This is a genomic window from Cyanobium sp. ULC065 (genome assembly GCF_977927515.1).
In genome coordinates this window covers 268,093-280,437 of the sequence record NZ_OZ376393.1, presented here as the reverse complement: position 1 = coordinate 280,437, position 12,345 = coordinate 268,093, and the positions used below count along the sequence as shown (strand labels likewise).

The 12,345-nt window shown below is 64.7% G+C and carries 8 protein-coding genes and 1 pseudogene; 5 read left to right on the top strand and 4 right to left on the bottom strand.

Annotated elements, in window-relative coordinates; all coding sequences use genetic code 11:
- The first annotated feature begins 6 nt into the window (after positions 1-6).
- The 4 genes and pseudogenes from ftsY to ACXMDP_RS01265 form a co-directional block, all read left to right on the top strand.
- Positions 7-1,746: a signal recognition particle-docking protein FtsY gene (gene ftsY / locus ACXMDP_RS01280; RefSeq protein WP_259729004.1), complete on the top strand. Its 1,740-nt coding sequence runs from the start codon at positions 7-9 to the stop codon at positions 1,744-1,746.
- A 145-nt stretch (positions 1,747-1,891) separates the two neighbouring features.
- A complete protein-coding gene (locus ACXMDP_RS01275) occupies positions 1,892-3,295 on the top strand; it encodes a PP2C family protein-serine/threonine phosphatase (RefSeq protein ID WP_259729005.1) in 1,404 nt (467 codons plus the stop codon).
- 52 nt (positions 3,296-3,347) lie between these two features.
- The gene (gene argH, locus ACXMDP_RS01270; RefSeq protein WP_259729006.1) at positions 3,348-4,796 is read left to right on the top strand and encodes an argininosuccinate lyase; all 1,449 of its coding nucleotides are present in this window, start codon (positions 3,348-3,350) and stop codon (positions 4,794-4,796) included.
- Positions 4,797-4,911: 115 nt separating this feature from the next.
- Positions 4,912-5,337: pseudogene (locus ACXMDP_RS01265) on the top strand (RNA recognition motif domain-containing protein); the annotation flags it as partial.
- 119 nt (positions 5,338-5,456) lie between these two features.
- Here the strand turns inward: ACXMDP_RS01265 and dusA are convergent.
- The gene (gene dusA / locus ACXMDP_RS01260) at positions 5,457-6,404 is read right to left on the bottom strand and encodes a tRNA dihydrouridine(20/20a) synthase DusA (protein ID WP_255100473.1); all 948 of its coding nucleotides are present in this window, start codon (positions 6,402-6,404) and stop codon (positions 5,457-5,459) included.
- Positions 6,405-6,473: 69 nt separating this feature from the next.
- Between dusA and ACXMDP_RS01255 the strand changes: the two genes are divergently transcribed.
- Positions 6,474-7,739: a BaiN/RdsA family NAD(P)/FAD-dependent oxidoreductase gene (locus tag ACXMDP_RS01255; RefSeq protein ID WP_259729007.1), complete on the top strand. Its 1,266-nt coding sequence runs from the start codon at positions 6,474-6,476 to the stop codon at positions 7,737-7,739.
- 119 nt (positions 7,740-7,858) lie between these two features.
- Here the strand turns inward: ACXMDP_RS01255 and ACXMDP_RS01250 are convergent, their stop codons facing one another.
- The 3 genes from ACXMDP_RS01250 to ACXMDP_RS01240 form a co-directional block, all read right to left on the bottom strand.
- Positions 7,859-9,307: a type II secretion system F family protein gene (locus ACXMDP_RS01250; protein WP_457767010.1), complete on the bottom strand. Its 1,449-nt coding sequence runs from the start codon at positions 9,305-9,307 to the stop codon at positions 7,859-7,861.
- A gap of 10 nt (positions 9,308-9,317) precedes the next feature.
- Complete coding sequence (locus ACXMDP_RS01245; RefSeq protein WP_259729009.1) at positions 9,318-10,397, bottom strand: type IV pilus twitching motility protein PilT; 1,080 nt, start codon at positions 10,395-10,397, stop codon at positions 9,318-9,320.
- A gap of 71 nt (positions 10,398-10,468) precedes the next feature.
- Positions 10,469-12,316, bottom strand: coding sequence for a GspE/PulE family protein (locus ACXMDP_RS01240; protein WP_259729010.1), 1,848 nt, complete (start codon positions 12,314-12,316; stop codon positions 10,469-10,471).
- Between the last annotated feature and the right edge of the window lie 29 nt (positions 12,317-12,345).

The window sequence follows — 12,345 nt, the reverse complement described above, 5'->3', positions numbered from 1 at the left end:
GCAGGCATGGTTTTCGACTGGTTCCGGCGCCAATCCGCCCCCCAGCCCGTGGCGGCTCCTGCCCCCTCTGCGGCTGAAGCTGAATCCGCTGCACCGACGACGGCCGCTCCCGCTCAGGACGAACGACCCGCTGGTGATTCATCCACAACTGCTACCTCCACCCCTGAGCCTTCTGAGGGCGGGTCATCCGCCAGCCAGGAGAGCACCGGCTCAGCATCTGAAGTTGCTGAGGCTGGCTCCGCTTCTGCTGCTCCAGCCCCTGCCCCTTCTGCCCCGGCCCAAGCCGGCACCCCTGCAGCCCCTGTCGTCGATCAGGACGCTCTTGCCTGGGCGCGCGAGGCCTATGCCCGGCTGAAGGCCCAGCAGGATGCGGCCAGGCAAAAGGAGCCCCCAGCCGAGCTGCAGGCGGTTGCGGCCGAGCAAGGGTCTGGGGCTCTACCCTCCGCTGCCCCGCCTGCGCAGGAGGAACCCGCGCCTGCTCCTGAAGTGGCTGCAGCGGTGCCCCCTGAGCCTCAACCTGAGGCCAGGCCCCAGGCACCGGCCCCGCCCGCAGGCGCTGCCGCACCACCAACCGCGCCAGCCGCACCGGCGCCCGCACTGTCGCTGCTTGAGCAGGCTGCGGCCCAGCGCCGCGAGCGCCAGCAGGAGTTGCTGGAACGGCCGGAGCCGCAGAGTGCAACCGCCACCGCCGCCTCCACCGGCGCCCCGGCTGCTGACACCGCCGCTCCCCAGCTGGGAGCGTTCGATGAAGCCTTCACCTGGTCGGTGGAGGTGCTGGCGGCCCAGGGCGTGCGTGCCGATCAGGTGTCGCTCGAGGAGATCGACTGGCTGGGCCGGCTGCGGCGCGGTCTGGAGAAGACCCGCCAGGGCTTTGTCAGCCAGATGCTGGAAACCCTCGGGGATGATCCGCTCACCCCGGAGGTTCTTGAGCAGCTCGAAACCCTGCTGCTGCGTGCCGATGTGGGGGTGAAGGCCACCGATCAGGTGCTCGAGGCCCTGCGGCAGCGTCTCAACCAGGAGGTGGTGGATCCGGGCGAGGGGCTGCGCTTTCTCAAGGAACAGCTGCGGGGGGTGCTGGAGGCACCGATCCAGGCCAGCGGCACGGCGTTGCTGGCCCCGCAGCGCGATCGCCTGAACGTGTGGCTGCTGGTGGGAGTCAACGGTGTCGGCAAGACCACCACCCTCGGCAAGCTGGCCAACCTGGCGGTGCGCAGTGGCTACAGCTGCCTGATCGCCGCGGCCGACACCTTCCGGGCCGCTGCCGTGCAGCAGGTCACGGTGTGGGGGGAACGCAGCGGCGTTCCAGTGATCGCCAACCCGAGCGCCAACGCCGATCCGGCAGCCGTGGTGTTCGATGCCATCGGTGCCGCCAGTGCCAAGGGCACCGAACTGGTGCTGGTCGACACCGCTGGTCGCCTGCAGACCAAGCACAACCTCATGGAGGAACTTAGCAAGGTGCGCCGCATCGTCGATCGCCTGGCGCCCCAGGCCAGCGTGGAATCGCTGCTGGTGCTCGATGCCAGCCAGGGCCAGAACGGCCTGCGGCAGGCCATGGCCTTCGCCAGCGCCGCCGGCCTCACCGGCGTGGTGCTCACCAAGCTCGACGGCAGTTCCCGCGGGGGCGTGGCCCTGGCGGTGGCCTCCGAGGCCGGCTTGCCGATCCGCTTCGTGGGTGCGGGCGAGGGTATCCGCGACCTCAGGCCGTTCAACAGCTTCGAGTTCGTTGAGGCGCTGCTGGCTGTCTGAGCCGGAGGTGGCTGTGACTGCCCCTCCGCTCGGGGGCGGCTTCTCTGCGCTTCAACCGGTGATGCCAGCCACCCGGTTAGACGCATCACGAGCGCTCAGCGCTTAACGCGCACCACTGCTACTCTTCGTTCCCCCGGCCGCTCCCGTGAGCAGTACGCCGCCCTCCCGTGTGCCTCCGCCCCCTCCGCGGGCCCATGGCACCCTGTCGGCATCCGCTTCGCTGAGGCAGCTGCTCGACAGCCTCAGCCGGGAGCAGCGGCGCAACCAGGAGCTGCTGGCGTCGCTGGCCTTTGCCCTGCGCAGTTTCACCAATTTCAACCGCTTTCTGGAGCTGGTGCCCCTGGTCTGCTCCCGGCTGGTGGAGGCGGAGGGCAGCCTGTTGGTGGTGTTTCACGCCGATGGCCGCCTGTGGCGCGAGCAACTGCATGCCTCGCCACCGGAGCGCTGCCGGCATCTGGTGAGCCATCTGGCCGGGCTCAGCGATCAGGATCTGGCCGCCGGCGCCGGCGATGACGCGGTGGTGGCCCAGCTGGATCTGGAGATGCGCCGCCTGCTGGGCCAGGTGCCGATGTTCGGCACTTCGGTGGTGGCCCGCAACCATCAGCGCGGCCGGCTTTATGTGTTCGGCTCCAGTCAGGGCGATGGTCCCAGCTGGAGTGATGTGCACCGGCGCCATGTGCAGCTGGTGGCCGATCTCACCGGTGTCGCGATTGAAAACGAGGTGCTGCAGGAGGACATGCGCCTGCATGAGCGCCTTGATCGCCAGCTCAGCACCGGCGCCGAGATCCAGTCGCAGCTGCTGCCCGATCAGTGCCCCGTGATCGAAGGGGTGGACCTGGCCGCCCGCTGCCGGCCGGCCTTCCGCGTCGGCGGCGACTACTACGACTTCATCCCCACCCGCCCCGAGCTGGTGGGACGGCGCCGTGAAACCGAGCGCTGGGCGCTGGTGATGGGCGATGTGATGGGCAAGGGGATCCCGGCCGGCCTGCTGATGACCCTGCTGAGGGGCATGCTGCGGTCGGAGGTGCTGAGCGGCCACGCGCCGGACCGGATCCTGCGGGATCTCAACCAGCTGGCGCAGGAAGATCTGGCCCATTCGCACCGGTTCGTGACGCTCTTCTATTCCGACTACGACCCGCGCACCCACGTGCTGCGCTACGCCAATGCGGCGCACAACCCGCCGCTGATCTGGCGCCGCCAGGGCCACACGCTCGAACGCCTCGATGCCCCTGGCCTGCTGATCGGCCTGCAGCCCGAGGCCGAATACGGCTGCGAGCGCCTGGTGCTGGAGCCGGGCGACGTGCTCCTGTATTACACCGATGGCGTTACCGAGGCGGCGGGAGTCGGCAATGAACGTTTCGATGAAACCCGGCTGATGCGGGCCTTCGATCGCTCCTGCCGCTCCGGGTTGGGAGCGCAGGGGATTCTCGATCAGCTCTTCACCCGTCTGGATCGTTTTGTGGGCTCCGATCGTCAGCTCCAGGACGACGCCTCGATGGTGGTGCTGAAGGTGCGCGATGAGGTGATGCTGCCGGCACTGCCGGGCTGAAGCCCCCGGCCGCCGGGTGCAAAGCTTTGCCTGACGACAAACCTCGGCGGACATGGCCACAGAGTCTTCCCCTTCAGCGCGCGGTCGGGGGGTGTCCGGCGGTGCCGACGGCAGCTGGAGCGACCGTTTCGAGGAGGGCCTGCACCCGGCGATCGAGCGCTTCAACGCCTCGATCGGCTTTGATATCGCGCTGCTGCCTCAGGATCTGGACGGTTCGGTGGCCCATGCCCGCATGCTCGGTCGCTGCGGCGTGATCACCACGGCGGAGGCGGAGCGGCTGATCGAGGGGTTGGAACTGGTGCGGGCGGAAGCGGCCGCGGGCGGCTTCAATCCCGGCCTGGAGGCAGAGGATGTCCACTTCGCCGTCGAGCGCCGGCTGATCGCCCTGATCGGTCCGCTCGGCAAGAAGCTGCACACCGGCCGCAGCCGCAACGATCAAGTGGGCACCGATCTGCGGCTCTGGTTGCGGCAGAAGATCGACGGGCTCGATCGGGCTCTGCTGCGGTTCCAGCAGGCACTGCTGGCCCAGGCGGAGCAGCACGTTGACACGCTCATCCCCGGCTACACCCACCTGCAGCGGGCCCAGCCGCTCTCCCTCGCTCACCATCTGCTCGCCTACGTGGAGATGGCGGCGCGTGACCGGCAACGCCTGGGAGATGTGCGGCGTCGGGTGAACATCTGCCCGCTGGGGGCGGCGGCCCTGGCGGGCACCCCCGTGCCGATCGATCGCCGCCAGACGGCCGCAGAGCTGGGCTTTGAGGCGATCTATGCCAACAGCCTCGATGCCGTCAGCGACCGCGACTTCGCCGTGGAATTCAGTGCGGCGGCCAGCCTGATCCTGGCCCACCTCAGCCGCCTGGCAGAGGAGGTGATTCTCTGGGCCAGCGAGGAATTCGGCTTCGTGGCCCTCACCGACCGCTGTGCCACCGGCAGCAGCCTCATGCCTCAGAAGAAGAATCCGGATGTACCGGAACTGGTGCGGGGCAAGGCGGGCCGTGTGTTCGGCCATCTTCAGGCCCTGCTCACGATGATCAAAGGATTGCCCCTGGCCTACAACAAAGACTTTCAGGAAGACAAGGAAGCGCTCTTCGATGTGGTGCGCACCACCGAAGACTGCCTCGAGGCGATGGCGATCCTGCTGGAGGAAGGCATCCGGTTTCGCCCGGAGCGCCTGGAGCAGGCAGTGGCCGCCGATTTTTCCAACGCCACCGATGTGGCCGACTATCTGGTGGCTCGCGATGTTCCCTTCCGCGAGGCTTACCAGCTGGTGGGCGGGTTGGTGAAGCGCTGCCTTGCGGAAGGCCTGCTGCTGCGAGAGCTGCCGCTGGAGCGCTGGCAGGCGTTGCATCCCGCCTTTGAGGCGGATGTGTATGCCGCGATCGAACCGCGGCAGGTGGTGCGCGCACGTCGCAGCGAAGGGGGCACGGGCTTCGATCGGGTGCGTGAACAACTCGCCCTGATGCGCCAGCGGCTCGATCCGATTCCAGCGGAAAACCCTTGAAGCAGAGAATGGCGGTCCTAGGGTTGGGGTGTCACCTCCGATGGGTTCTTTCCGAGGCCGTCGAGGTTGATGCCATCAAGGCCCCTGTTCTCGGTCCAATCGGTTTCTTCGGTCAGTGAGCATTTTCGTCGGCAACCTCCCCTTCCGCGCTGAGCAGGAAGATGTGGCTGAATTGTTTGCGCCTTTCGGCGAAGTCGTGAGCTGTTCTCTCCCCCTCGAGCGGGACACAGGACGTAAACGCGGCTTTGCCTTTGTGGAGATGGCCGATGAGGCCACGGAAAGCAAGGCCATTGACGGCCTGCAGAACGTGGAGCTCATGGGCCGCCCGTTGCGCATCAACAAGGCCGAGCCCCGCGGCAGCGGCGGGCCGCGTCGCAGCGGCGGCTATGCCGGTGGCGGTGGTGGTGGTGGATATGGCGGTGGCGGCTATGGAGGGGGGGGCTACGGCGATCGGGGCGGCTCTGACCGGGGTTCCTCCGACCGCGGCAGCTCCGACCGTGGCGCTTCAGAGCGTGGCAGCCGTGGCTGGGAAGATCGCAGCCGCTTTCAATAAGCGCCCGTGTCCTGCCTTGAACCCCAGCGCGCGATAGCGCAGCGCCTGGAGCCTCTTCCCCTGGAACTGCAACGCCTCACGCCGGACTGTCGGGGAGACAGGAGCCCTCAGAGCCCCTGATCCTCCAGTTCACGGCAGGCCTGCTCCAGCACCTCGGCCCCGGCCGTGGCCTGGCCGGCGGCTTCCCCCAGCCGCCGGCGCCAGTGCCTGGCCCCTGGAACGCCCTCCACCAGGTGCACCAGGTGCCGGGCGATCGGCCACAGGCGGCCACCGCCGGTGCACCACCGCTCTGCGTAGGGAACCAGACCGCGCACCACGCTTGAGGACGTGGCGATCGGCGCTGTGCCGTCGGCAAACAGGTCCGCGTCGACCCGGGTCCAGCGCAGCGGATGCTCATAGGCCGCCCGCCCCACCATCACGCCGTCGAGGTGCTGGAGGTGGGGCCGGCATGCCTCCAGATCCTGCAGCCCTCCATTGAGCTCGATCGTCAGGTCGGGCCGTTCCTGCTTGAGCTGGTGCACCCGGTCGTAGCGCAGGGGCGGCACGGTGCGGTTCTGCTTGGGGTCGAGTCCCGTCAGCCAGGCCTTGCGGGCATGCACGGAAAACCGGGCGGCGCCGGCGCCGGCCAGCTGCTCCACAAAGGCCAGCAGCTCCGCGTAGCTGTCGCGCTCATCGATGCCGATCCGGTGCTTCACCGTGACGGGCAAGGGGCTGGCCGCGGCCATCGCCTCCACACAACGGGCCACCTGCTCAGGGTCCGCCATCAGACAGGCCCCGAAGCGGCCTTTCTGCACCTTCTCGCTGGGGCAGCCCACATTCAGATTGATCTCGTCATAGCCCCAGGCGGCGGCCAGGCCGGCGGCCTCCGCCAGCAGCGTGGGGTCATCTCCGCCCACCTGCAGGGCCAGCGGCTTTTCGCTGGGGTCGAAATCCAGCAGCCGTTCCCGCCGGCCATGGTGGAGCGCCTGGGCCACCACCATCTCGGTGTAGAGCAGGCTGCGGCGGGTGATCTGCCGCATCAGCACCCGGAAGTGCCGGTCGGTGCAGTCCATCATCGGCGCCACACTGAACCGGTGCGCGGGCAGCTTCCGCCCCACCTGCAACTCACCCTCTGCCATCTCCCCATGCTGCCTTCTGAGTGCCCCCTGGTGGTGGCCGGTGGTGGCCCGGCCGGCTACATGGCCGCGATCACGGCCGCGGAGGCCGGACTGGCCGGGGTGCTGCTGCTGGAGGCCACCGATCAACCCCTCGGCAAGGTGCTGATCAGCGGCGGCGGCCGCTGCAATGTCACTCATGCCTGCTGGGATCCGCGTGCCCTGGTGGGTCACTACCCCCGCGGGGCGCGGGCGCTGCTGGGGCCCTTCAGCCGCTTCGCCACCGGCGACACGCTGCGCTGGTTCTCAGACCATGGCCTTGAGCTGGTGGAGGAGCCCGATGGGCGGCTGTTTCCCCGCAGCAACCGCTCCAGCTCCGTGGTCAGAACCCTGGAAACGGCGGCGGCGGCGGCCGGTGTCACGGTCTGGCGCGGGGCCGCGCTGCGGGGGGCTGCGGCATCAGCGACGGGCGGCTTCGCCCTGCAGGTGCGCCACCGCGAGCAGCCCTTGCGCTGCCAGCGGTTGCTGCTGGCCACCGGCGGCCACCCCAGCGGGCGGCAGCTGGCCGCCGGGCTTGGCCATCAATTGGTGCCCCCGGTGCCCTCGCTGTTCACCCTCGCGCTGGAGGCCAATCCCCTGGCGGCGCTCAGTGGCGTGGTGATGGATCCGGTGGAACTGGAGCTGGACGTGCCGGGAGGAGAACGCTTTCGCCAGAGCGGCATCGTGCTGCTCACCCACTGGGGGCTCAGCGGCCCTGCCACCCTGCGCCTCACCGCCTTTGCGGCCCGTGCCCTCAAGGACCATCGCTACCAGGCCCGCTTGACGGTGAACTGGTGCGGAGGCCGCTCCGCCGCGGATGTGGAGGCGCTGCTGGCGGCCTGCCGCCGGGACCAGCCCCGCCGGCAGCTGGCGGCCTGCAGGCCCTGGCCGGAGTTGAGCCGGCGCCTGTGGCTGCATCTGCTTGAGCGGCATGGGGTGGACGGGCAGAAGCGCTGGGCCGATTTCGGCAAGGCCGACCAGCGCCGGCTGCTGGAGGGGCTGCGGGCCAGTCGGTATGCGGTCAGTGGCCGGGGCCCGTTCGGTGAAGAGTTCGTCACCGCAGGCGGAGTGGCCCTGGGCGAGGTGAACCTGGCCACGATGGAGAGCCGTAAGCAGCCAGGCCTGTTCCTTGCCGGCGAACTGCTGGATGTGGATGGGGTGACCGGCGGTTTCAACTTCCAGCACTGCTGGACATCCGGTTGGCTGGCGGGACAGGCGATCGCCCAGCAGGCGAAGCTTGCGACAGCTGCGAACTAGGCGTTGATCATCCAGCGTTCCTAGCTAGGGCTGCTTCTTCTGAATGAGAAACATTGAGAGAGCCTGCAATCAGCTTGCCCACCCCTATGGCCAATAGCCGATATTCTTCTTGTAATGATCTATCTGATCTTTTCAAAAATGGAGAACATTGGCAGATACATGGCCAGCAGAATCGAAGCCACGATGATGCCAATGAGCACGATCATGGCGGGCTCTAGTAGGGAGGTGAGCGCTTTTACGGCAGCTGAAACCTCATCTTCATAGAAGTCAGCTACTTTGGCGAGCATGGAATCCATCTCACCAGTTTCTTCTCCCACCACCAGCATGCTCAATGCCATTTCGGGGAAGACGCGCTTGCGTGAGAGGGCGGTACTCAGCAGGACGCCGTTCTGAAGCTCCCCGCGGCAATTGTCAATAGCGTCAGAGAGAATGCTGTTCCCCACGGTGTCGCGCACGATTTCAAGTGACTGGAGGATGGGAACTCTGGCACGGCTGAGGGAGCTGAAGGTGCGGCAAAATTGCGCCGTTGACGTTTTTTGGATGAGATCACCAAACAGGGGAATCTTCAGAATGGCTGCATCTACTTGCCGTCTACCTAGCGGAGTTGTGTAGTATTTGCTAAACAGGATGACAGCAAGAATGATGATTCCCGTCATGTAAATCGAGAAAGGCGAGCGTAGTAAAGCGCTGAGGTCCACCATGAATTGGGTGAATGGCGGTAAATCGGCACCTAGCTGATCGAAGATGCCCGCAAAGGTTGGGATTAAGAAGATAGTCATCCCCAGAAAAACAGCTATAGCGATCACCAGCACCGCAACTGGGTATCCCAGGGCCCCCTTCACCTGGTTCTGGAGTCTGGAGGTCTGCTCAAGCAAGAGTGACAATCTCTTCAGTGATTCATCAAGCACACCCCCGACCTCACCCGCTTCGATCAAGGCAATGCTCAAACGATCGAACACCTTTGGCCATTTGCGCATGGAGCTGCCCAGGGTTTCACCCTGACTGACTTCGACACTGATGGCCTGTAGAGCGCGCTTGAAGATTGGATTCATCTGCTGAGTAGCGAGCAGAGTCAGGCTGCGCACAATCGGAACGCCGGAATCCACCAAGGCCGCGAGCTTGCTAGCGAACAGGGCCTTGTCCTTGACTCCGGGTGACTGTTCAAACAGCGGCCCTAGGTTGATTTCCTTGTTCAGCAAGCTGCCGTCCTGCTGTTTCTCGCCTCCCTGGCTAGCCGCTCTTGCGAAATCCTGAACAAGCTTGGTTGTTGTGATCCCGCGACGCCTCAACTCACTGCGCGCTGCTGTCATATCGACTGCGGCCAGTTTTAGTTTCTTGGGCTTACCATCTCTACCGCTATAGGTGGCGATGAACTGGACTGTTGGTGTTGATCGAGTCTTTGCCTTTGCGAGCGGAGATGGGCTGGAGCCGCCCACAGCCTGTAGGGTGGTCGGGAGGATGCCGCGCTTTCTCAGGTCACGCCGTGCGGTTGCCAGATCCACTGCGCTGACGCGAAGCTCCTTGGTGTGCCCTCGGCTGGTGGTGTAAGTGGCGAGAAACGAGGCCATTCGGGAACGATTAGGAAAGGGTGCTGAGCAGGCGGTTGAGCTCCTCTGGTTTGACGGATTTTGAGCGGGCTTCTTCTAGGCTGATCTCTCCGTGCATGACAAGCTCGCTGAGGGCTTTTTCCATGGTCTGCATGCTCAGTTGAGCCCCGGTCTGAATCTGGGAGTAAACCTGCGCTGTTTTTCCCTCCCGAATCAGATTGGCGATGGCTGGGGTATTGATCATGATTTCTTGCGCCATCACTCGGCCCCAGGAGTGCTGGTCAGGATTCAATCGCTTGCACAGAGTCTGAGCAAAGATGGCAGCAAGACTGCCGCTGAGCTGCGCGCGGACCTGAGTCTGCTGGTTGGCGGGAAACACATCCACCATCCGATCGACTGTTTGAGCGGCGGAGCTCGTATGCAGGGTGGCAAAAACCAGATGGCCGGTTTCTGCGGCCGTGATCGCCAGCTGGATCGTTTCCAGGTCGCGCATCTCACCAACCAGAATCACATCAGGGTCTTCTCGCAGAGCGGCACGTAGGGCGTTGCTGAAGCTCTTGGTGTCGTCGTTCAGCTGGCGCTGATGCACCAGGCTGAGATTGTTTCGATAGGTAAACTCAATGGGATCTTCAATCGTGATCACATGCAAGGCCTTGGTGCGATTGATGTGATCCAGGAGGCTGGCCAGGGTGGTGCTTTTGCCGGATCCGGTAGGTCCCGTCACAAGCACGAGCCCTGAGGGCCTGTCCGTAATCTCCACAACCACCTCGGGCAGGCAGAGGTCTTCAGGGGTGGGTATTTTGCTGCTGAGTGCTCGTAGGCAGGCCGCGTAGGTGCCGCGTTGGCTGTAGACATTCACACGAAAACGGGCCAGACCTCGTAGCGCATAGGAGCAATCAAGTTCCCAGGTTTGCTCCAGATGTTTCCTCTGGGCATTGTTCAGGATCGAGAAGATCAGCCGGTTGCACGTTTCTTCCGTGAGAATTTCTTCATGCATCGGCCGCAGTTCGCCGTTGAACCGTCCATAGGGACGTTGTCCGGCGGCCAGGTGCAAGTCACTGCCCCGTGCTTCCACCAGCTCGCGCATGAAATCTTCAATCACGAGTTCCATGGGCTTCGCGGCGTTGAGCAAGCTTCGTGACGTTGCGCAATTCTGCACGCCTTAAGGGAGAGCATCAAGGGTCAGGCCCTCTCTGTCAGGCAGTAGGGGCATTCCAGCCATTCATCCTTGAGCCCGGCCCCGCAGCCGCTGCAGCTCAAGGTGGTGAGGGCTCTGGCACGGCGTTCCGATTCAAGCTCCGTGTCGGTGAGCAGCATGCGCTCCACCTCCTCCAGTGTGGTGTGCCCCTCCCGCACCAGATCCAGGCCGTAGCCGAGCAGGGTTTTCATCCCAGCTTCCAGGGCCAGCTTGCGGATCACATCGGTGCTCGCCCCCTGTGCCACCGCTGAAGCGATGGTTTCATTGAACTGGAGCACCTCGTAAACGCCGATGCGGCCTTTGTAGCCCCTTCCCTGGCAGGTGCTGCAGACGTGGGTGGCATCCGGTTCAGGCCGAAAGGCTTTGTAGAAGGTGACCTTTGTATCAGGGCTGGATAGGAGGCCAAAGTGGCCGAGCTCTTCAGGGCCGGGGCGATAGCTCACCCGGCACTTCGTGCAAACGTGCCGCAGCAAACGTTGCGACACGATTCCCAACAGGGAGGCACTGATCAGAAAGGGCTCCACGCCCATTTCGTTGAGGCGGGCGATCGCACTGGGGGCATCGTTGCAATGGAGGGTGGTGAGCACGAGGTGTCCGGTCAAGGCGGCCTCAATCGCAGTCTTGGCCGTTTCTCCGTCGCGGGTTTCCCCTACCAGCAGAACGTCGGGGTCCTGCCGCATGAAGGCCCGCAGGGCATTGCTGAAGTCGTAGCCCTTGTCGCGGTTCACCTGGGTCTGGGTGATGCCCTTGAGCATGTACTCAATCGGGTCTTCAACTGTGGAGATGTTGATACCCGGAACGTTACGCTCCGACAGCAGGGAGTAAAGCGTGGTGGATTTACCGGATCCGGTTGGTCCGGTAACCAGGATCATCCCGAAGGGGCGTGACCCCAGCGTGCGCACCAGATTGAGGATCGCTGGAGAGCTGATCAGCTTGTCAAGACCAAGCTTTGTGGCGGAGCTGTCCAGCAGCCGCATCACCACCTTTTCACCCCAGCGGCTGGGCAGGGTGCTTACTCTCAGTTCAATTGTCCGCCCGTTATAAACCCGTCGAATGCGGCCGTCCTGCGGCATCCTCCGTTCGGAGATGTCCAGATCGGCCATGATCTTCAGCCGTGAGGTGATTGCAGGGATGAGGCTTCTTGGCAGGAGTTCCAGAGGTTGCAGCACGCCGTCCTGGCGGAAGCGGATCTGCAGGCCATCTTCCTGAGGTTCAACGTGCACATCGCTGGAGTCACTGTCGATCGCCTTGATCAGAATCCGATTCACAAGACTCACCACCGGCGAAGCACTTGCGGCGGCAATGCCCTCATCAAGATTCATATAGGCATCGTCTTCGGCTGGCGCTTCGTCGAGCTGCCGTTCGAGGCTCAAGTTCTCCAGCAAGGAGACCCGCTCCACACGGGCCTCCTGCTGCGCCTCTTCGGGGTTCGGCAAGGAATCACCTGAGCCGTCACCATCACGAGCGACAGCAGCACCTAGCTCCTCAAGCCTCGCCTTGAGCACCACCTCGATTTCGCCCTTTAGAGCAAGACGCAAATCGGGTTCCAATCCGTCGCCAGCGATCGTCTCCATCAGCTCGTGACGCTGGCCCGATCCCCAGAAGGTGGGCACGGCCAACACGAGCCGGTTCCCGATGCGCCGAATCGGCAAGCTCGCCAAGTCGCGCCACCTCTCACTGCCGATCGAAGGGCAGGCCTCAAACGCTTTTGGATCCGCCTGCTCCAGCTCCTGCGGACGGAGCACACGTTCCCCAAGCAACAACTCCACCTCCAAGCGCTGCTGGGTGGGGGTGATGGCATCCGGCACCGGACGGGTTGCCGAAAGGGTCATGGCAGGAAGCGGCTCTAGGGGGAAATGCC